We start from the raw sequence: 19,920 nt of genomic DNA, 5'->3' as shown, positions 1-19,920 counted from the left end.
ACTTATGCGTGATTTAAAAGGTATTTTCAGTGCATTATTAGTGTCATTTAATGAAGATGGCACCATTAATGAAAAAGGTTTACGCCAAATCATCCGCCACAACATCGACAAAATGAAAGTGGACGGCTTATATGTGGGCGGTTCAACAGGCGAAAACTTTATGCTTTCAACGGAAGAGAAAAAAGAAATCTTCCGTATTGCAAAAGATGAAGCAAAAGATCAAATCGCATTAATCGCTCAAGTGGGCAGCGTAAACCTAAAAGAAGCAGTTGAATTAGGTAAATATGCAACAGAATTAGGCTATGATTGCTTATCTGCTGTTACTCCGTTCTACTACAAATTTAGTTTCCCTGAAATTAAACATTATTACGACACCATTATTGCAGAAACGGGCAATAATATGATCGTGTACTCTATTCCGTTCTTAACTGGCGTGAATATGGGCATTGAACAATTTGGCGAGCTTTACAAAAATCCGAAAGTATTGGGTGTGAAATTCACAGCAGGTGATTTCTACTTATTAGAACGTTTGAAAAAAGCTTATCCAAACCACTTAATTTGGGCAGGTTTTGATGAAATGATGTTACCTGCTGCCTCTTTAGGCGTAGATGGTGCTATCGGTTCAACTTTCAACGTAAACGGCGTTCGTGCTCGTCAAATTTTTGAATTAACCAAAGCGGGTAAATTAGCTGAAGCATTAGAAATTCAACACGTAACCAATGATTTAATCGAAGGCATTTTAGCGAACGGTTTATATTTAACCATCAAAGAATTGCTTAAATTAGAAGGGGTGGATGCAGGTTATTGCCGTGAGCCAATGACAGCAAAAGCAACAGAAGAACAAGTTGCAAAAGCAAAAGAATTGAAAGCGAAATTTTTGTCATAAATATAAAAAATTACTGCACTTATCATGATCCTTTGCCGTAGGGTGGGCTTTAGCCCACCATATATCCAATAAGATTGGTGGGGTAAAGCCCACCCTACGATATGAATAGGATCATTACGGTCAATAATAAAGGAAGGCTAATATGCGTTTTATTCCGCTACAAACAGAACAACAAGTCAGTTGTTGGGCTGCACAACATATCATCAATCGTATCAATGATTTTAAACCTACCGCCGAGCGTCCTTTTGTATTGGGGTTACCTACTGGTGGTACACCACTAAAAACTTATCAAGAACTGATTCGACTTCATCAAGCAGGCAAAGTGAGTTTCAAACACGTAGTGACTTTCAATATGGATGAATATGTGGGTTTACCAGAGGAACACCCTGAAAGTTACCACAGCTTTATGTATAACAATTTTTTCAATCATATTGATATTTTACCTGAAAATATCAATATTCTTAACGGCAATACCGATGACCATAATGCAGAATGCCGTCGTTATGAAGAAAAAATTAAATCCTACGGCAAAATTCATCTGTTTATGGGGGGGGTTGGTGTGGATGGACATATTGCATTCAATGAACCTGCCTCTTCATTAAGTTCTCGCACCCGCATTAAAACACTCACACAAGATACATTAATTGCAAATTCACGCTTCTTTAATAACGATGTTACTCAAGTGCCGAAATATGCTTTAACCATTGGTGTTGGCACATTATTAGATGCAGAAGAAGTGATGATTTTAGCAACAGGACATCAAAAAGCACTGGCAGTGCAAGCTGCCGTTGAAGGCAGTATTAACCATTTATGGACAGTCAGTGCATTACAAATGCACCGTCATTTCTTGCTCGTTTGTGATGAAGCTGCTCAACAAGAGTTAAAAGTGAAAACCGTGAAATATTTTACTGAATTAGAAGGTGCGGTTGCTGGGACTTATTACAGCGATAAATAACCTATCATTTTTACAATCAGTCGTTTTTCTTAAAACATTTGGAAGGTATAGAATGAAATACGCATTAACCAACAGTGTGATCTACACTAAATACGAAATTCTACGAGATTATGCGGTAGTAATTGATGGCGAGACTATTGAAGCAGTGATCCCGCAAACTGAATTAGAAAAGGACATCAAAACCATTGATTTACAAGGTAATAATTTAACTGCTGGTTTTATTGATTTGCAATTAAATGGCTGCGGTGGCGTGATGTTTAACGACCAAACTAGCGTTGAAACCTTGGAAATTATGCAGGAAACTAACTTAAAATCAGGTTGTACAAGTTTCCTCCCCACTTTTATTACGGCACCAGATGAAAACATAAAAAGTGCGGTGAAAATTATGCGTGAATATTTAAACAAGCATAAAAACCAAGCACTTGGTTTACATATTGAAGGGCCTTATCTTAGCATTGAGAAAAAAGGCGTGCACCGTCCCGAATATATTCGTGAAATTACGCCAGAAATGAAAGATTTTCTCTGTGAAAATTCGGATGTCATTACAAAAATTACCATTGCCGCAGAAAATCCAACTATTAACTATACGCCCGATTTTGTGGAAGCGGGCATTATTGTCTCTGTAGGGCATTCCAACGCAAGCTATGAGGTGGCTAAAGCCGCATTCCATAAAGGTGCAACTTTTGCGACTCACTTACATAATGCAATGTCGCCAATTAGTTCTGGGCGTGCAATGGGTGTCGTGGGAGCTGTGCTAGACAGCGATATTTACACAGGTATTATTGTTGATGGTATTCACGTGAATTACGGCAATGTTCGCATTGATAAAAAAATCAAAGGCGACAAACTTTGTATTGTGACTGACTCCATTGCAGCCGCAGGTGCACCGCCAGAACTAGAAAGTTTTACCTTTGTAGGAAAAACAATTTATATCAAAGATGGGCGTTGCTATGATGCGAATGGCACGATTGCAGGGGCATCAATCACAATGATGGAATCCATTAAAAATGCGGTAGAATATGTTGAAATTCCTCTTGCGGAAGCCATTAGAATGAGTAACCTTTACCCAGCTCGTGCAATTGGTATAGATGATCGTTTAGGTTCGGTAGAAAAAGGTAAGATAGCAAACTTAGCGGTGTTTACGCCAGATTATAAAGTGATCGGCACAGTAGTAAATGGAAAGTGGAAAGAGAGTAAGTAGTAAAAGCCTAAATAGCTAATTGATTTAAAAATCTGTGATATACGTCACAGATTTTTTATTAATATTTTGTGATTTTTGGAAGCCTTTCGATAATCATTTATTTGACAAAAGGAAAAATATTATGAAAATCATTAAGCAAGCAAGCAAGCAAGCAAGCAAGCAAGCAAGCAAGCAAGCAAGCAAGCAAGCAAGCAAGCAAAATAATCTAACCCGACTTTCTTTAATCAGCCTGCTTCTTTCTACTTCTTTTTATCCTGTTCAGTTTTTTGCGATTGATCAGTCAATATTTAAAAAAGATGGAGATAGTATCGCTTGTGGTTCTGGAGCAAAAGCAATCGTTCGTTCTGTTGCATTTGGATTGAACGCTGATGCCTCGGGACCGGATACTGTTGCTGTTGGAAGTGAATCCAAAGCCATTAGCCATTAAACAACTTGCTATAGCCGTAGGAAATGAAGCCAATGCTTCCGGTTCAAATTCATTTGCCATAGGTGCGAGTGCTAAGGCTAGCGAATATTTGAGTCTTGCCATTGGAGAAGGGGCGAAATCTTTAGGTAAGGATTCTACTGCGATAGGAGCATATTCAGAAACGGGAGTTAATGGGGAAGGCATTGTTGGCACGCATGCAAAAGCGTTAGGAAAACGAAGTATGGCGTTGGGTCGATGGTCTGAAGCGAATGAAGAATATAGTATTGCTTTAGGACATGGGAGCAAAGCCCTAGGCGGATACGGTTCTATTGCTGTTGGTCTGCTTAGTAAAGTTGAAACAGTTGAGGCGTATAATAATGAATATGGAAATAGTAAAAAATAGATCTTGAAGCCTTAAAGAAATCTTATGTTAGACAATCTGGCAGTACTGCCATTCTATCCAATTCAATTACTAGCCCAACAAGAACTCTTTCAAAAACACCAGAAGAATTAGAACAAATTTATGGAAAAACCTATGCTGCAACAGCTTTTGGGATGCATTCATCTTCACATGCACTAACAGCTTCTGCTTACGGCACATATAGTACAGCAATAGGCAGATATTCAACGGCTTTGGGGAGTTCCAGTACAGCAGTAGACGAAGACAGTACTGCGGTGGGGAATCGTTCTTTAGCATATGCTAAAGAATCAACAGCTTTAGGAGCTTATGCTAAGTCTGTTGCCAAACATTCTGTTGCTGTAGGTTATATGTCCTTTGCGGATCGAGAAAACAGTGTTTCTGTTGGTGATTCATCAACTAATTTCCGCTGCCAAATCGTTAATGTCGCCGATGGCACAGAAGATTATGATGCAGTAAATGTTCGTCAGTTAAATGCGGTAGAAACTAAAATTGGTCAAGTGAATAATCAATTTGCTCTAGTTGATAACAAATTCACTCAAGTCAATAACCGTTTAGATGGCACAGAAACTAAACTGGGTCAAATAGATAACCAATTTACTCAAGTTAATAATAACTTTACACAAGTTAATAATCGTTTAGATGGTACAGAAAATAAACTGGGTCAAATTGATAACCAATTTACTCAAGTTAATAATAACTTTACACAAGTTAATAATCGTTTAGATGGTACAGAAACTAAACTTGGACAAATTGATAATCAATTCACTCACGTAAATACGCGTTTAAATCGAACAGATTTACATATTAACCGCGTTGGCACAAGTGCTGCAGCGTTGGCTTCATTAAAACCTGCACAATTAGGCGAAGATGATAAATTTGCGTTGTCTTTGGGGGTTGGAAGTTATAAAAATGCGCAGGCGATGGCAATGGGTGCGGTGTTTAAGCCAGTTGAAAATGTGTTGCTTAATGTAGCGGGGAGTTTTTCTGGTTCGGAAAAAACCTTTGGCGCAGGTGTTTCTTGGAAATTTGGTAACAAATCCAAACCTGCGGTTTCAACACAAAGTGCGGTTAATTCTGCGGAAGTTTTACAATTGCGACAAGAAGTAGTGATGATGCGTTCTCAACAAGTAGAAACCAACAAAAAACTGCATAAACAAGCTGAAATGGAAAGCGAATTGAAACAGTTACGTCGAGAATTACTTGAATTGAAAAAAGCATTGAAGAAATAAGAGAAAAAGGCGGAACAATTATTCCGCCTTATTTATTTGATCTGCCATTTTAATAGTTATCATTTTTATCTATAATATAAAAACCAAGTTAATTACTAGGAGATAGATATGGCAAAAGATGAAGTTGGGCATAATTTTCTTGCACGTTTAGGTAAAACTCGTTTGCGTCCAGGCGGTAAAAAAGCAACAGATTGGTTAATTGCCAATGGCGATTTTAGTCAAGATAAAAAAGTGTTAGAGGTTGCTTGTAATATGGGGACGACAGCCATTGGATTGGCGAAGCAATTTGGTTGCCATATTGAAGGTGTTGATTTAGACGAACATGCGTTAGCAAAAGCACAAGCAAATATCGAAGCAAATGGCTTGCAAGAAAAAATTCATGTGCAGCGATCGAATGCGATGAAGTTGCCTTTTGAGGATGAAAGTTTTGATATTGTCATCAATGAAGCGATGCTCACGATGTTACCCGTGGAAGCGAAGAAAAAAGCCATTGCAGAATATTTTCGAGTGTTAAAACCAAATGGTTTATTGCTTACTCACGATGTTATGCTGGTGGGGAATGATCATCAAACTATTCTAGAAAATATGCGAAAAGCGATTAACGTGACTGTCACGCCATTAACGAAAGATGGCTGGAAAGGCATATTCCAAGAAAGTGGCTTTAGATATGTAGATACTTTCTCTGGCGAGATGACATTACTTTCTCCAAAAGGAATGATTTATGATGAAGGAATTTTCGGTACGTTAAAAATCATCCGTAATGCCATGAAAGCGGAAAATCGTGAGCAATTTAAAAGAATGTTCAAAACCTTTAATGATCCTGAACATAAATTACATTTTATTGCTGTATGTAGTCAAAAATAATATAAAAATGAACCGCACTTTGATTTGCACCTTTAATGAGTAAGCTTATTTGTTTAGTTTTGGGGTGCAGATCATTTATATTAATTTATTTATACGATAGTTAAATTAATATTTAATTCTCTAATGCCATTCTGTGCAGATTCAACAAGATTTTTGTCGCAAATTATGTGATCAAAATTTGTTAGTGGACAAATATGGAATGTCGCCACTTTCCCATATTTTGATGAATCTGATATTAAAATTTGTTGATTGCTGGCACTAATTAATGCTTTTTTCACAGGTAATTTATTTTCGTCTGGTGTTGTTAATCCTTTTAATGTCCAAGATGATGTGGAAACAAAGGCTATATCAATGGAAAAAAAATTGTCCAGCTAATTCACCAACAGAAGAATGATTTTGCTTATTAACTGTTCCTCCGATATGGATTAATTCACATTTTCCGTTAGTCATTAAGAAATGAGCAATAGAGAAATCATTCGTGATTACTAATAAATCATTGCGTTCAATGATGTGATAGGCAATTTCAAGTGTTGTTGTACCTGCATCAAGATAAAGAGTTGTATTCTTAGGAATCAGTTGCACCACAGTTTCACCAATTTTTTCTTTTTGATCGCAAAAGAGTAAGGATTTATCTTGATGAGTCGGTTCAAAAGAAAGATGTTCTTGCATTTTTACGCCACCAGATACTGAAATAACCTTTCCTATATCTTCTAATTTTTGAATATCTCTCCGAATTGTCATATGTGAAACATTAAGTGATTCAACAAGCTGTGAAATGCTTGTAATGCCTTTCTGGCTAATCAAATTGAGCAATAATTTTTGTCGTTCTGCGGGAATCATAATGCCTCCAAAAAATTTTCTTTATTATAACTTCTCTTGAGTATTTTTGTTGTTATTTCACTATTTTTACATTAAATAACATTATTGTTAATATTTGTGATTAAGGTCACATTTTTTTATTTTTAGCTGCGGCAAAATGTATTCCATCAAATCAATAAAGTTTATTTTGGAAAAATAATGATAGGTCGTCGAGCTTATTCAGTTGTCGTTATTGGTATAAGAGTTGGTTTAACCACTTATGGCGTCGATTTTAATCCGCAAACCCTTGAAAAATTAAAGCAGATGGAGCCTATAACGTAGGATAAAGTGCGGTAGATAATACTCAGCTTATGATTCTTGCTGAAGCAGTAGCTGATCTGAAATTAGTTACTGGAGGTTCTGGCTTGGGCGATAAGTGGTAGTCTCGTTATTATTGCTAATTTGATTTGGGGAAATGATGGTTCTGTAATAGATCTTATTTTTCCACTAGGAATTTTGGCATTAATTATGGGATATGTTCAAGTTCAGAATAAAACATTATAGCGATAAAAACGCAGTGTGGGAGAATAGTCTCGCGTCTTTTCTTGCAGATAAAACAATATTTGACTAACTTTCTTTTTCTCAATATTTTATCTTCATTTATCTTCTTTATTACAAATATGCAACTCGATAAATACACTGCCAAAAAAATTGTTAAACGTGCAATGAAGATCATTCATCACTCTGTAAATGTAATGGATCACGAAGGTGTGATCATTGCGTCGGGAAATTCAACGCGTTTGAATCAACGGCACACAGGAGCGGTGTTGGCGTTGAGGGAAAATCGTGTGGTAGAGATTGATCAAGCGTTGGCACAAAAATGGAATTTTGAAGCGCAACCAGGGATTAATTTACCGATTCATTATTTAGGCAAAAATATTGGAGTGGTGGGGATTTCTGGTGAGCCAACGCAGGTGAAACAATATGCCGAACTAGTGAAAATGACGGCAGAACTTATTGTGGAACAACAGGCTTTACTCGAACAAGAAAGCTGGCATCGTCGTTACAAAGAAGAATTTATTTTACAATTATTACACAGCAATTTGAATTGGAAAGAGATGGAACAGCAGGCGAAATTTTTTTCTTTTGATTTAAATAAATCTCGTGTGGTTGTATTGATTAAGTTACTTAATCCAGCCCTGGATAATTTACAGCATCTGATCAATTATTTAGAACAGTCTGAATTTGCACAGGATGTGGCAATTTTGTCCCTTGATCAGGTTGTGGTCTTAAAGACTTGGCAAAACTCCACCGTACTTTCTGCTCAAATGAAAACGCTTTTACCTGCAGATTATTCAAAACAAGATTATAAAATTGCTGTAGGTGCTTGTCTAAATCTACCGCTTTTTGAGCAACTTCCCTTGTCTTTTCAAAGTGCGCAAAGCACGCTTTCTTATGGATTAAAACATCATCCACGCAAAGGTATTTATGTGTTTGATGAGCATCGATTGCCTGTGCTACTTGCTGGATTATCTCATTCTTGGCAAGGGAACGAATTGATAAAACCTCTTTCTCCCCTTTTCTCAGAAGAAAATGCGACACTTTATAAAACCCTTCAACAATATTTTTTATCAAATTGTGATCTTTATCTCACTGCGGAAAAATTATTTGTTCACCCGAATACTTTGCGTTATCGATTGAACAAAATAGAGCAAATAACTGGCTTATTTTTCAATAAGATAGATGATGAATTAACGCTTTATCTCGGAACGTTGTTAGAACATTGAGGTTGTATAACTTTACAAAGTTTGATGATTTTTAACCGCACTTTTTGTTTGCTCTAATAAAGCATTTTCCCTATAAAACAGAAATAATCTCCTTGGTTTTAATTTTTATAGGAGAGAAAAAATGACAACAGTCTCAGCAATAGGTGCGTTGGTGGCGTTAATCGTTGCTATCTTCCTCATTTTGAAAAAAGTCTCACCAGCTTATGGTATGTTGGTGGGAGCTTTGGTTGGAGGCTTAATTGGCGGTGCGGATTTATCGCAAACAGTGAGCCTAATGATCGGTGGTGCTCAGGGTATTACTACTGCGGTTATGCGTATCTTAGCTGCTGGTGTGTTGGCAGGCGTGTTGATTGAATCGGGTGCAGCAAATTCCATCGCGGAAACCATTACTAATAAATTGGGTGAAACTCGAGCTTTACTCGCCTTGGCACTGGCGACGATGATTTTAACTGCGGTAGGTGTGTTCGTGGATGTAGCAGTGATTACTGTTTCACCAATTGCTTTAGCGTTAGCGCGTCGCAGCGATTTATCGAAAGCTGCAATTTTGCTCGCCATGATTGGCGGTGGTAAAGCTGGTAATATTATGTCGCCAAACCCAAATGCCATTGCGGCAGCAGATACTTTTCATTTGCCACTCACTTCCGTGATGATGGCTGGTATAATTCCCGCACTATTTGGTTTGATTCTCACCTACTTCTTAGCAAAACGCTTAATCAACAAAGGTTCTAAAGTAACTGACAAAGAGGTAATCGTGCTTGAAACGCAAAATTTACCTTCATTTCTGACCGCACTTGTCGCACCTTTAGTGGCAATTTTGCTATTGGCACTTCGTCCATTGTTTGATATTAAAGTTGATCCATTAATTGCATTGCCGTTAGGTGGTTTGATTGGTTCGCTTTGTATGGGCAAACTTCGCAATATAAATAGTTATGCTATCAATGGATTGAGTAAAATGACACCCGTGGCAATTATGTTACTTGGTACAGGTGCGCTTGCTGGCATCATTGCTAATTCTGGTTTAAAAGAAGTATTGATTCAAGGTTTGGAACATTCAGGTTTGCCATCATACATTCTTGCACCAATTTCAGGGGCGTTGATGTCTTTAGCGACAGCTTCTACCACTGCAGGTACTGCGGTGGCATCCAATGTGTTCAGTAGTACCTTGTTAGAACTTGGTATTAGCAGTCTTGCTGGTGCAGCAATGATTCACGCAGGGGCGACCGTATTTGATCATATGCCACATGGTTCTTTCTTCCATGCCACAGGCGGTAGTGTGAATATGGATATCAAAGAACGTTTAAAACTTATTCCTTATGAAAGTGCGGTCGGTTTGATGATGACCATCGTTTCTACCTTAATTTTTGGCGTATTTAAATTCTAGGAGTTGTTATGAAATTTGTGATTGCACCTGATTCTTTTAAAGAAAGTTTGACCGCACTTGAAGTAGCTACTGCCATTGAAACAGGCTTCAAACGCGTATTCCCTGATGCGGACTATGTAAAATTGCCAATGGCAGATGGGGGCGAAGGTACAGTTCAATCTCTTGTGGATGCCACGCAAGGCAAGCTTATTGAATGTGAAGTCACCGCGCCTTTGGGCGACAAAGTGAAAAGTTTCTTCGGTTTATCGGGAGATGGAAAAACTGCGATTATCGAAATGGCTGCAGCTTCTGGTTTACATCTTGTTCCGCCTGAAAAACGCAATCCCTTGCTTACCACCAGTTACGGCACAGGGGAGTTGATTAAACTGGCATTAGATTTAGGTGTGGAGAGTTTCATTCTTGGCATTGGCGGTAGCGCAACCAACGATGGTGGTGTAGGAATGTTGCAAGCACTAGGGATGCAATGTTTAGATTCGCAAGATAAGCCTATCGGTTTTGGTGGAGCAGAGCTAGCAAATATTGTGAAGATTGACGTTCAACAATTAGATCCACGTTTGCAACAAGTTCACATTGAAGTAGCGTGCGATGTGAATAATCCGCTCTGTGGTGAATGTGGCGCATCTACCATTTTTGGACCACAAAAAGGTGCAACGTCTGAAATGGTGAAACAACTTGATGCTGCACTTTCGCATTTTGCTGAAATTGCCGAACGCGATTGCGGTAAACAAATTCGTGATCAGGCTGGCGCAGGTGCTGCTGGTGGTATGGGTGGTGGATTGCTATTATTACCAAGTGTACAACTGAAAGCAGGTATACAAATTGTGTTAGACCGGTTACGTTTAATCGACTATGTAAAAGATGCTGATGTGGTGATTACGGGTGAAGGGCGAATAGATGCACAAAGTATTATGGGTAAAACGCCAATTGGTGTGGCGCGTACGGCAAAACAGTTCAATAAGCCAGTGATCGCCATCGCAGGGTGTTTGCGTGAAGATTATGATGTGGTGTTTGATCACGGTATTGATGCGGTGTTTCCTATTATTCACCAACTTGGCGATTTATCGGATATTCTCAAACAAGGCGAACAAAATTTAATTTCTTCCGCTCAAAATGTGGCGAGAGTACTGGCATTTAAATTTCATTAATAAATAAGGCTTGTTTTAAATTCGAGCCTTATTCCATGATTATTTATTTTGTGATGTTGAATAATTTCTCGCACCAAAAATCGCAGTGCCAATGCGTACCATTGTAGAACCGCATTTTATTGCGCTCGGCATATCATCGGTCATTCCCATAGAAAGCGTATCTATTTGTTGATTTGGTAAGGCTTGTTTAAGTTGTTCAAATAGATCTGACATTTTTCTGAAAATGGCTTCTTGTTCCGCGATTTTATCAGTTGGTGCGGGTATTGCCATTAAGCCACGTAGGCATAAGTGCGGTAAATTTTCGATGTGTTTTGCCAGTGTTAGCATTTCTTCAGGTTGGAGGCCTGATTTACTTTCTTCATCGCTGATATTAATCTGAATTAATACATTCAATCGAGCCTTGTTGGTCGGTCGTTGTTCATTTAAACGATCTGCAATTTTTGCTCGATCAAGTGTTTGCATCCAATCAAAATGTTCTGCAACAAGACGGGTTTTATTCGATTGTAATGGACCAATAAAATGCCATTCAAGGTTAATACCTTGAGATTCAAAATATTGGATCTTTTCTACACCTTCTTGCACATAATTTTCCCCAAAGGCTATTTGCCCAGCTTGATAAGCCGAAAGAATCGCGGAAATAGGTTTGGTCTTAGATACGGCAAGTAATTTTACGGTATTTTGATTGCGTTTAGCTTCTTCGCAAGCCATTTCAATTTTTTGCTGAATTAGGTTGAGATTATGCTGGATATTCATAGGTTCTCCTTTATAAAAGTGCGGTTAGTTTACACGAAATTTATTGGTTGAGAAAATTTCTGAAAAATTTGTTACTTTCTGTTTGACAAGCTCGGGAAATTTCGGTATTTCTTTACGCATTCATTTTTCAAGATAAAACACAATGAAAAATAACCGCACTTTATCCGTAATCATTAGCACAATTACCACTATTATGATGACCATTATTACAATTAATGGTGCGGGTTAGTGCAGCAAAAAACAGGATACTGAAAACCCGCAATTCAACTGAATAGCGGGTTTTTTTATAAATTTAAAAACACAATATCTCTAGGAGAACCAATTATGCGCGTACTTAAATTTGGCGGCACTTCGCTTGCAAATCCAGAACGTTTTTCCCAAGCGGCGAAATTGATCGAGCAAGCTCATTTAGAAGAGCAGGCTGCTGGTGTTTTATCAGCACCAGCCAAAATAACTAATCATCTCGTCGCCCTTTCTGAAAAAGCTGCATTAAATCAACCAACCGATACACATTTCAACGAAGCAATCGAAATTTTCTATAATATCATCAATGGCTTGCATACCGAAAATAATCAATTCGACTTAAATGGCATCAAGGCGCTTATTGATGCTGAATTTGCTCAAATCAAAGAATTATTAGAAGAAATTCGTCAGGCAGGAAAAGTAGAAGATGCAGTTAAAGCGACGATTGATTGCCGTGGTGAAAAACTTTCTATCGCAATGATGAAAGCTTGGTTTGAAGCGCGTGGCTATAGTGTACATATTGTGGATCCTGTCAAACAATTATTGGCAAAAGGCGGTTATCTTGAGTCTTCTGTTGAAATTGAAGAATCAACAAAACGTGTTGATGCAGCAAGTATCGAAAAAGATAAAGTGGTGTTGATGGCAGGTTTTACTGCGGGTAATGAAAAAGGTGAGTTGGTGCTGCTCGGTCGTAATGGCTCAGACTATTCTGCAGCCTGTTTAGCCGCTTGTTTAGGTGCAAGCGTATGCGAAATTTGGACCGATGTGGATGGCGTTTATACTTGCGATCCGCGTTTAGTGCCTGATGCCCGTTTATTACCAACCCTTTCTTATCGTGAAGCAATGGAACTTTCTTATTTCGGCGCGAAAGTCATTCATCCTCGTACGATTGGCCCATTGTTGCCACAAAATATTCCTTGTGTCATTAAAAATACAGGAAATCCTTCTGCACCAGGTTCTATTATTGATGGCAATGTGAAATCAGAAGGTTTACAAGTCAAAGGTATCACTAACTTAGACAATTTGGCGATGTTTAATGTATCAGGCCCTGGTATGCAAGGCATGGTAGGTATGGCATCTCGTGTATTTTCAGCTATGTCAGGCGCAGGCATTTCAGTTATTTTAATTACTCAGTCTTCATCTGAATATAGTATTAGTTTCTGCGTGCCAGTGAAATCTGCAGAAGTAGCGAAAACTGTGTTAGAAACTGAGTTTGCTAATGAATTAAATGAGCATCAATTAGAAGCAATTGAAGTGATTAAAGATTTATCCATTATTTCTGTTGTGGGCGATGGAATGAAACAAGCGAAGGGCATTGCTGCTCGTTTCTTCTCTGCGTTAGCACAGGCAAATATTAGCATTGTAGCGATTGCACAGGGTTCTAGTGAACGTTCAATTTCTGCAGTTGTGCCACAAAATAAAGCGATCGAAGCCGTAAAAGCTACCCATCAGGCACTTTTCAATAATAAAAAAGTCGTGGATATGTTTTTAGTGGGCGTTGGTGGAGTAGGCGGAGAATTAATAGAGCAGGTAAAGAGCCAAAAGGAGTATTTAGCAAAGAAGAATGTTGAAATTCGTGTCTGCGCTATAGCAAATTCTAATCGTATGTTGCTTGATGAAAATGGATTAAATTTAGAGGATTGGAAAACCGATTTAGAAAATGCGACTCAGCCATCAGATTTTGATGTATTGCTTTCTTTCATTAAATTACATCATGTGGTAAACCCTGTATTTGTAGATTGTACTTCGGCGGAGTCTGTTGCAGGGCTTTATGCTCGTGCGTTAAAAGAAGGTTTCCATGTGGTTACACCAAATAAAAAAGCGAATACACGAGAATTAGCATATTACAATGAATTACGTCAAAATGCTCAAGCAAGCCACCATAAGTTTTTGTATGAAACCAATGTGGGCGCAGGTTTACCAGTTATTGAAAATCTTCAAAACTTACTTGCCGCAGGCGATGAACTTGAATATTTTGAAGGTATTTTATCTGGCTCGCTTTCCTTTATTTTTGGTAAATTAGAAGAGGGACTTTCTCTTTCAGAAGTCACCGCACTTGCGCGAGAAAAAGGCTTTACTGAGCCAGATCCCCGTGATGACCTTTCAGGACAAGATGTAGCGCGTAAATTATTAATTCTGGCTCGTGAAGCAGGAATTGAACTTGAACTTTCCGATGTTGAAGTTGAAGGTGTATTGCCGAAAGGCTTTTCTGAAGGAAAATCTGCAGATGAATTTATGGCAATGTTGCCGCAGCTTGATGAAGAGTTTAAAGCTCGTGTTTCCACCGCTAAAGCTGAAGGCAAAGTATTGCGTTATGTTGGAAAAATTCGTGAAGGTAAATGTAAAGTATCTATTGTTGCAGTGGATCAGAATAACCCACTTTACAAAGTAAAAGATGGCGAAAATGCTTTGGCATTTTATACTCGTTATTACCAACCTATCCCACTTTTATTACGTGGTTATGGCGCAGGCAATGCAGTTACTGCGGCAGGTATCTTTGCAGATATTTTAAGAACATTACAACATTAATAAGGATTTCAGATGTTAAGAATTTATGCTCCAGCATCTAGCGCAAATATTAGTGTAGGATTCGATACTTTAGGTGCTGCGATCTCTCCAATTGATGGTTCTTTGTTAGGCGATGTGGTTCAAATAGAATCTATTTCAAGTGGTTTTGAGTTAGAAAGTGCGGGCTATTTTGTTCGTAAATTACCGAAAGAACCGCAAAAAAATATTGTTTACCAAGCTTATGTGCTATTTACTGAGCAATTAAAATTATGCGGAGCAAATGTAAAACCTTTGCGTTTAACGCTGGAAAAAAATATGCCTATTGGCTCTGGTTTAGGCTCTAGTGCTTGTTCTATTGTTGCTGCATTAGTGGCATTAAATCAGTTTCATAATGAACCTTTTTCGAAAATGGAATTGCTTGAAATGATGGGAGAATTGGAAGGTCGTATTTCTGGTTCAATCCATTATGATAACGTCGCACCTTGCTATCTTGGCGGTGTGCAATTTATGGTGCAATCGTTAGGCAATATTTGTCAAAAGCTTCCATTTTTTGATAATTGGTATTGGGTGTTGGCGTATCCAGGAATTGAAGTTTCTACTGCCGAAGCTCGTGCAATTTTACCGAAAAGCTATACTCGACAAGACGTGATTGCCCATGGTCGTCATTTAGGTGGCTTTGTGCATGCTTGCCATACCCATCAGGAAAACCTTGCGGCGATTATGATGAAAGATGTCATTGCCGAGCCTTATCGTGAATCTCTGTTACCTAATTTTGTTGAAGTAAAACAAGCTACGCGAGACTTAGGCGCACTTGCCACAGGTATTTCAGGCTCTGGACCAACAATTTTCTCTATTGCCCCTGATTTACAAACTGCAATTAAACTTTCAACTTATTTAGAGAATCATTATTTACAAAATAATGAAGGTTTTGTGCATGTATGTAAGGTCGATAACGAAGGCACAAGAGAAATTAAATAAGTTAATTTAAATAGATGAAATCAGATTAAAAACGGATTAAATATGAATTTATACAATATCAAACACCCAGAAGAACAAGTCACTTTTTCTCAGGCTGTTCGTCAAGGTCTTGGGCGGGATCAAGGTTTATTCTTTCCAGAAGTTATTCCTCAACTTAATAACATTAATGAATTACTTGAATTACCTCTTGTTGAGCGTAGTCAAAAAATTCTAGGTGCATTAATTGATGGCGAGTTACCACAAGCAACGTTAGATGCAATGGTAAAAAATGCGTTTACTTTTACCGCGCCATTGGAAAAAGTGGAAAATAATATTTATGCACTTGAATTATTTCATGGCCCAACGCTAGCATTTAAAGATTTTGGTGGGCGTTTTATGGCTCAGGCACTTGCAGCAGTTCGTGGTGATGGCAAAATCACTATTTTAACGGCAACGTCTGGCGATACTGGAGCCGCTGTAGCACATGCGTTTTATGGATTAGAAAATATTAATGTGGTTATCCTTTATCCAAAAGGCAAAATCAGCCCATTGCAAGAAAAGCTATTCTGTACTTTAGGTGGGAATATTCGTACTGTTGCTATTAACGCTGATTTCGATGCGTGTCAGGCTTTAGTTAAGCAAGCCTTTGATGATGTTGAATTACGCCAAACTATAGGGCTCAATTCCGCAAATTCTATTAATATTAGCCGTTTGTTAGCTCAAGTTTGTTATTACTTTGAGGCCGTCGCACAATTACCAAAAGAAAAACGTGATAATGTTGTGGTTTCTGTGCCAAGTGGTAATTTTGGTAACTTAACTGCAGGGTTAATTGCAAAAACCTTAGGCTTGCCGATAAAACGCTTTATCGCCTCAACAAACGCAAATGATACTGTGCCACGTTATTTGAAATCGGGCAATTGGCAGCCTAAAACGACAGTGGCAACCCTTTCTAATGCAATGGATGTCAGTCGCCCAAATAACTGGCCGAGAGTGGAAGAATTGTTTAAACGAAATGATTGGAATTTAACTGATTTAGGTTCGGATATGCTAAGTGATAGTGAAACAGAAGATACCTTAAAAGCGATGCAGGCGAAAGGTTATTTATGTGAACCTCACGGTGCGATAGCTTACCAAGTGCTGAAAGATCAACTTAAAGCGGGTGAAACAGGAATCTTCCTATGTACAGCACATCCAGCGAAATTTAAAGAATCCGTAGAACGTATTCTTGGTATTCAGCTTTCATTACCTGAAGCACTGGATAAACATAATCAGCTACCATTGCTTTCTGATGAAATGGAGAATGATTTTGCACAACTACGGGCTTACTTATTGAAGTCATAAAGTGCGGTAAATTTTTATTGTGTTTTGGATAGCATCTGATTTTCAGGTGCTATTTTATTTTTAGAAATAGGGTATTAAGATAAAAAATAAGGATGTATTAACTAATTAGTTTTACATTAATAGAAAGAATAGCTATTTATCAATAAGACAGTGATTTGAAAAAGTAGTATTAAATTTAGGCGATAAAAAAAGACCTTTCGGTGCTTGCTTTATTTTAATAAGTGGTGGGTCGTGAAGGATTCGAACCTTCGACCAACGGATTAAAAGTCCGCTGCTCTACCGACTGAGCTAACGACCCAATTAGATGATTTTAAAGTGAATTTTAAAACCTTTAGATTAGTATTTAAATGGTGCCCGAAGCCAGACTTGAACTGGCACGCCTCGAAAGGCGAGGGATTTTAAATCCCTTGTGTCTACCGATTCCACCACTCGGGCATATAGACAACTAACATTTGCGTATTATGGAGGCGTGTCCCGGAGTCGAACCGAGCTACATGGATTTGCAATCCAGTGCATAACCGCTTTGCTAACACGCCACGAATTGGAGCGGGAAACGAGGCTCGAACTCGCGACCCCGACCTTGGCAAGGTCGTGCTCTACCAACTGAGCTATTCCCGCATTCGCTGTTAGTGGTGCGCATTTTACGGAAATTCAGATAACTGTCAATTACAGATTTAAAAAAATTGTCTAACCGTTTAAAAAAAGTTCATTTTGTTTAAATAAATTACAAAAAATGATGGAAAAATGGAATTTTATGTAATTTTCTAATTTCTACTTTTATCACTTTTTCCTTTGTGCCAAAATGTTAAACGTTTTTTAGCACGTAAAGTGCGGTTGATTTTTTCATTATTTTTAGAGGATGTTATGACACAACAATATGCTATCGATACTTTATTAGCTCAAGCAGGCAATCGCAGTGATGAGCGTACGGGCGCGGTTTCTGCACCAATTTTTCTTTCTACGGCTTATGGTCATTATGGTATCGGTGAAAGTACGGGATTTGATTACACACGTACCAAAAACCCAACTCGTACAGTATTAGAAGAAACGATAGCTAAATTAGAAAATGGAGATCGTGGTTTTGCGTTTTCTTCTGGGATGGCGGCAATTCAAGTTTTGATGACGCTTTTCACTGCACCAGATGAATGGATTGTTTCTAGCGATGTGTATGGTGGTACTTATCGACTATTAGATTTTTCTTATAAAAATAACAATAGTGTAAAACCTGTTTATGTTAATACAGCATCTGCTTCAGAAATTGAAGCTGCCATTAACCCAAATACGAAAGCGATTTTTATTGAAACCCCATCAAATCCTTTAATGGAAGAATGTGATGTAGTTGAAATTGCAAAACTTGCGAAAAAATATAATTTGATGTTGATCGTGGATAATACGTTTTTAACGCCTGTGCTTTCTCGCCCATTAGATTTAGGCGCTGATGTGGTGATTCACAGCGGGACTAAATATATTGCTGGTCATAATGATGTACTTGTCGGGTTGATTGTTGCAAAAGGGCAAGAACTTTGTGATCGCATTGCTTATATTCAAAATGGTGCGGGTGCAGTACTTTCTCCGTTTGATTCTTGGCTGACTATTCGTGGTATGAAGACACTTTCTTTGCGTATGAAACGCCATCAAGAAAATGCACAAGCCATTGCGGAATTTTTAAAAGCTCAACCACAAGTGGAATCAGTGCTTTATCCGAATAAAGGTGGGATGCTGTCTTTCCGTTTGCAAGATGAAGTTTGGGTTAATACATTCTTAAAATCCATCAAATTGATTACTTTTGCAGAAAGTCTAGGCGGCACAGAAAGTTTTATTACTTATCCTGCCACTCAAACCCATATGGATATTCCAGAATCCGAGCGTGTAGCTCGTGGGATTACTAATACCTTGCTGCGTTTTTCAGTCGGTATTGAAGATGTAGAAGATATTAAAGCGGATTTATTACAGGCTTTTGCAAACTTAAAATAATTGGAGCAAACCATGAAAATTGCAATCTATAGCACTAAAAGCTATGACAGAAAATATATTGAGCTCATTAACGCGAAATATAATTTCGATTTAGAATTTTTTGATTTTATGTTGAACGAGAGTACTGCACGTTTGGCAGAGCATTGCGAAGTAGTATGCATTTTCGTGAATGATAATGGTAGTAGAAAAGTATTAGAAAAATTAGCCGCACTTGGTGTGAAAATCGTGGCTTTGCGCTGTGCGGGTTTCAATAATGTTGATTTAAAAGCCGCTCAAGAATTGGGCATTCAAGTTGTACGCGTTCCCGCTTATTCGCCTGAAGCAGTGGCAGAGCATACCATCGGTTTGATGATGACACTGAACCGTCGAATTCATCGTGCTTATCAGCGTACCCGAGAAGCGAATTTCTCTCTTGAGGGGTTAATTGGTTTCAATATGCACGGACGCACGGTCGGCGTAATCGGAACGGGTAAAATTGGGATTGCGGTGATGCGTATTTTGAAAGGTTTTGGCATGAATATCTTGGCGTACGATCCTTTCAAAAATCCAGTGGTGGAAGACTTTGGTGGACAATATGTTGAATTGGATGAGCTTTATGCTAAATCTCATGTGATTACGCTCCATTGCCCAGCAACGCCAGAAAACTATCATTTATTAAATCGCGAGGCTTTTGCAAAAATGAAAGATGGCGTGATGATAGTTAATACGAGTCGCGGTTCTTTGATTGATACTCAAGCTGCAATTGATGCGTTAAAACAGCGTAAAATCGGGGCGTTAGGTATGGATGTTTACGAGAATGAACGTGATTTATTCTTTGAAGATAAGTCTAACGAAGTGATTCAAGATGATATTTTCCGCCGTTTATCTTCTTGCCATAATGTGTTGCTAACGGGTCACCAAGCGTTTTTAACCGAAGAGGCACTAACGAATATTGCGGATGTGACTTTATCAAATGTTTATAAATTGAAATTGGGCAAAGTGTGTGAAAATATTGTTTTGCCGTCTTAGCTTTTGGCAATTAAAACGATTAGTTTACATTTTTTTAAACGGTGTTATTCTGCACCGCACTTG

17 protein-coding genes, 4 tRNA genes, 2 pseudogenes and 1 other annotated feature are annotated in these 19,920 nt (G+C 38.3%); of the genes and pseudogenes, 17 read left to right on the top strand and 6 right to left on the bottom strand.

Annotated elements, in window-relative coordinates; translation table 11 throughout:
- Nucleotides 1–4 precede the first annotated feature (4 nt).
- The 7 genes from nanA (at nt 5) to ACPT8O_RS07940 (ending at nt 5,962) form a co-directional block, all read left to right on the top strand.
- Entirely contained in the window at nt 5–886 is an 882-nt protein-coding gene (gene nanA / locus ACPT8O_RS07970; RefSeq protein ID WP_021034951.1) for an N-acetylneuraminate lyase, read from the top strand.
- A gap of 142 nt (nt 887–1,028) precedes the next feature.
- Nucleotides 1,029–1,841 (top strand): glucosamine-6-phosphate deaminase, encoded by an 813-nt coding sequence (gene nagB / locus ACPT8O_RS07965; RefSeq protein WP_061725090.1) that lies wholly within the window; start codon nt 1,029–1,031, stop codon nt 1,839–1,841.
- Nucleotides 1,842–1,893: 52 nt separating this feature from the next.
- Nucleotides 1,894–3,042 carry an N-acetylglucosamine-6-phosphate deacetylase gene (nagA, locus tag ACPT8O_RS07960; protein ID WP_021034953.1) on the top strand — a complete coding sequence of 383 codons (1,149 nt, stop codon included), beginning with the start codon at nt 1,894–1,896 and terminating at the stop codon, nt 3,040–3,042.
- Between the two features lie 121 nt (nt 3,043–3,163).
- On the top strand, nt 3,164–3,469 hold the full coding sequence (locus tag ACPT8O_RS07955; RefSeq protein WP_265468855.1) for a hypothetical protein: 306 nt from the start codon (nt 3,164–3,166) through the stop codon (nt 3,467–3,469).
- Complete coding sequence (locus tag ACPT8O_RS07950; RefSeq protein WP_021034955.1) at nt 3,444–3,851, top strand: Hep_Hag family protein; 408 nt, start codon at nt 3,444–3,446, stop codon at nt 3,849–3,851. The genes ACPT8O_RS07955 and ACPT8O_RS07950 overlap by 26 nt, the downstream gene beginning before the upstream one ends.
- A gap of 152 nt (nt 3,852–4,003) precedes the next feature.
- On the top strand, nt 4,004–5,098 hold the full coding sequence (locus tag ACPT8O_RS07945) for a YadA-like family protein (protein ID WP_021034957.1): 1,095 nt from the start codon (nt 4,004–4,006) through the stop codon (nt 5,096–5,098).
- 108 nt (nt 5,099–5,206) lie between these two features.
- Nucleotides 5,207–5,962: a class I SAM-dependent methyltransferase gene (locus ACPT8O_RS07940; RefSeq protein WP_021034958.1), complete on the top strand. Its 756-nt coding sequence runs from the start codon at nt 5,207–5,209 to the stop codon at nt 5,960–5,962.
- 89 nt (nt 5,963–6,051) lie between these two features.
- Here the strand turns inward: ACPT8O_RS07940 and ACPT8O_RS07935 are convergent.
- Nucleotides 6,052–6,802 (bottom strand): annotated as a pseudogene (locus ACPT8O_RS07935) (DeoR family transcriptional regulator).
- Between the two features lie 177 nt (nt 6,803–6,979).
- On the opposite strand from ACPT8O_RS07935, the gene ACPT8O_RS07930 reads away from it, so the two are divergent.
- The 5 genes and pseudogenes from ACPT8O_RS07930 to ACPT8O_RS07910 all read left to right on the top strand — a co-directional run bounded on the left by ACPT8O_RS07930 (nt 6,980) and on the right by ACPT8O_RS07910 (nt 11,073).
- Nucleotides 6,980–7,102 (top strand): hypothetical protein, encoded by a 123-nt coding sequence (locus ACPT8O_RS07930; protein WP_021034960.1) that lies wholly within the window; start codon nt 6,980–6,982, stop codon nt 7,100–7,102.
- An 8-nt stretch (nt 7,103–7,110) separates the two neighbouring features.
- A pseudogene (locus ACPT8O_RS07925) lies at nt 7,111–7,191 on the top strand (3-oxo-tetronate kinase); the annotation flags it as partial.
- Nucleotides 7,192–7,440: 249 nt separating this feature from the next.
- Nucleotides 7,441–8,547, top strand: a complete 1,107-nt coding sequence (locus ACPT8O_RS07920; protein ID WP_021034961.1) for a PucR family transcriptional regulator — start codon at nt 7,441–7,443, stop codon at nt 8,545–8,547.
- A 121-nt stretch (nt 8,548–8,668) separates the two neighbouring features.
- Entirely contained in the window at nt 8,669–9,928 is a 1,260-nt protein-coding gene (locus tag ACPT8O_RS07915) for a GntP family permease (protein ID WP_021034964.1), read from the top strand.
- Nucleotides 9,929–9,936: 8 nt separating this feature from the next.
- Complete coding sequence (locus tag ACPT8O_RS07910; protein ID WP_021034965.1) at nt 9,937–11,073, top strand: glycerate kinase; 1,137 nt, start codon at nt 9,937–9,939, stop codon at nt 11,071–11,073.
- Between the two features lie 39 nt (nt 11,074–11,112).
- Here the strand turns inward: ACPT8O_RS07910 and ACPT8O_RS07905 are convergent, their stop codons facing one another.
- Nucleotides 11,113–11,826: a YggS family pyridoxal phosphate-dependent enzyme gene (locus ACPT8O_RS07905; protein WP_021034966.1), complete on the bottom strand. Its 714-nt coding sequence runs from the start codon at nt 11,824–11,826 to the stop codon at nt 11,113–11,115.
- A gap of 170 nt (nt 11,827–11,996) precedes the next feature.
- Nucleotides 11,997–12,115: a sequence feature (Thr leader region), on the top strand.
- A 35-nt stretch (nt 12,116–12,150) separates the two neighbouring features.
- On the opposite strand from ACPT8O_RS07905, the gene thrA reads away from it, so the two are divergent.
- The 3 genes from thrA to thrC are packed head-to-tail and all read left to right on the top strand — an operon-like array spanning nt 12,151 to nt 16,875.
- On the top strand, nt 12,151–14,598 hold the full coding sequence (thrA, locus tag ACPT8O_RS07900; protein ID WP_021034967.1) for a bifunctional aspartate kinase/homoserine dehydrogenase I: 2,448 nt from the start codon (nt 12,151–12,153) through the stop codon (nt 14,596–14,598).
- A 12-nt stretch (nt 14,599–14,610) separates the two neighbouring features.
- Nucleotides 14,611–15,555, top strand: coding sequence for a homoserine kinase (gene thrB / locus ACPT8O_RS07895; RefSeq protein ID WP_021034968.1), 945 nt, complete (start codon nt 14,611–14,613; stop codon nt 15,553–15,555).
- 42 nt (nt 15,556–15,597) lie between these two features.
- Complete coding sequence (thrC, locus tag ACPT8O_RS07890) at nt 15,598–16,875, top strand: threonine synthase (protein WP_021034969.1); 1,278 nt, start codon at nt 15,598–15,600, stop codon at nt 16,873–16,875.
- Nucleotides 16,876–17,097: 222 nt separating this feature from the next.
- Here the strand turns inward: thrC and ACPT8O_RS07885 are convergent.
- The 4 genes from ACPT8O_RS07885 to ACPT8O_RS07870 all read right to left on the bottom strand — a co-directional run bounded on the left by ACPT8O_RS07885 (nt 17,098) and on the right by ACPT8O_RS07870 (nt 17,493).
- A tRNA-Lys gene (locus tag ACPT8O_RS07885) sits at nt 17,098–17,173 on the bottom strand.
- Between the two features lie 50 nt (nt 17,174–17,223).
- Nucleotides 17,224–17,310: transfer RNA gene (locus tag ACPT8O_RS07880), tRNA-Leu, on the bottom strand.
- A gap of 27 nt (nt 17,311–17,337) precedes the next feature.
- Nucleotides 17,338–17,411, bottom strand: a tRNA-Cys gene (locus tag ACPT8O_RS07875).
- A gap of 6 nt (nt 17,412–17,417) precedes the next feature.
- Nucleotides 17,418–17,493: transfer RNA gene (locus tag ACPT8O_RS07870), tRNA-Gly, on the bottom strand.
- A 246-nt stretch (nt 17,494–17,739) separates the two neighbouring features.
- Between ACPT8O_RS07870 and ACPT8O_RS07865 the strand changes: the two genes are divergently transcribed.
- Nucleotides 17,740–18,849, top strand: a complete 1,110-nt coding sequence (locus ACPT8O_RS07865) for a methionine biosynthesis PLP-dependent protein (RefSeq protein WP_041175305.1) — start codon at nt 17,740–17,742, stop codon at nt 18,847–18,849.
- A 12-nt stretch (nt 18,850–18,861) separates the two neighbouring features.
- Nucleotides 18,862–19,857 carry a 2-hydroxyacid dehydrogenase gene (locus ACPT8O_RS07860; RefSeq protein ID WP_021034971.1) on the top strand — a complete coding sequence of 332 codons (996 nt, stop codon included), beginning with the start codon at nt 18,862–18,864 and terminating at the stop codon, nt 19,855–19,857.
- Nucleotides 19,858–19,920 lie beyond the last annotated feature (63 nt).

The sequence above is a fragment of the Haemophilus sp. HN_Hi08 genome (assembly GCF_049824455.1).
Classification (GTDB): Bacteria; Pseudomonadota; Gammaproteobacteria; order Enterobacterales; family Pasteurellaceae; genus Haemophilus; species Haemophilus influenzae_D.
The sequence above is the reverse complement of the archived record's forward strand: the minus strand, read 5'-3'. Positions and strand labels throughout refer to the sequence as shown.

Bases quoted from the DNA above. Each gene is read 5' to 3' on its own strand.
- nanA (WP_021034951.1), top strand. From the start codon at position 5: ATGCGTGATTTAAAAGGTATTTTCAGTGCATTATTAGTGTCATTTAAT.
- nagB (WP_061725090.1), top strand. From the start codon at position 1,029: ATGCGTTTTATTCCGCTACAAACAGAACAACAAGTCAGTTGTTGGGCT.
- nagA (WP_021034953.1), top strand. From the start codon at position 1,894: ATGAAATACGCATTAACCAACAGTGTGATCTACACTAAATACGAAATT.
- ACPT8O_RS07955 (WP_265468855.1), top strand. From the start codon at position 3,164: ATGAAAATCATTAAGCAAGCAAGCAAGCAAGCAAGCAAGCAAGCAAGC.
- ACPT8O_RS07945 (WP_021034957.1), top strand. From the start codon at position 4,004: ATGCATTCATCTTCACATGCACTAACAGCTTCTGCTTACGGCACATAT.
- ACPT8O_RS07940 (WP_021034958.1), top strand. From the start codon at position 5,207: ATGGCAAAAGATGAAGTTGGGCATAATTTTCTTGCACGTTTAGGTAAA.
- ACPT8O_RS07930 (WP_021034960.1), top strand. From the start codon at position 6,980: ATGATAGGTCGTCGAGCTTATTCAGTTGTCGTTATTGGTATAAGAGTT.
- ACPT8O_RS07920 (WP_021034961.1), top strand. From the start codon at position 7,441: ATGCAACTCGATAAATACACTGCCAAAAAAATTGTTAAACGTGCAATG.
- ACPT8O_RS07915 (WP_021034964.1), top strand. From the start codon at position 8,669: ATGACAACAGTCTCAGCAATAGGTGCGTTGGTGGCGTTAATCGTTGCT.
- ACPT8O_RS07910 (WP_021034965.1), top strand. From the start codon at position 9,937: ATGAAATTTGTGATTGCACCTGATTCTTTTAAAGAAAGTTTGACCGCA.
- ACPT8O_RS07905 (WP_021034966.1), bottom strand. From the start codon at position 11,826: ATGAATATCCAGCATAATCTCAACCTAATTCAGCAAAAAATTGAAATG.
- thrA (WP_021034967.1), top strand. From the start codon at position 12,151: ATGCGCGTACTTAAATTTGGCGGCACTTCGCTTGCAAATCCAGAACGT.
- thrB (WP_021034968.1), top strand. From the start codon at position 14,611: ATGTTAAGAATTTATGCTCCAGCATCTAGCGCAAATATTAGTGTAGGA.
- thrC (WP_021034969.1), top strand. From the start codon at position 15,598: ATGAATTTATACAATATCAAACACCCAGAAGAACAAGTCACTTTTTCT.
- ACPT8O_RS07865 (WP_041175305.1), top strand. From the start codon at position 17,740: ATGACACAACAATATGCTATCGATACTTTATTAGCTCAAGCAGGCAAT.
- ACPT8O_RS07860 (WP_021034971.1), top strand. From the start codon at position 18,862: ATGAAAATTGCAATCTATAGCACTAAAAGCTATGACAGAAAATATATT.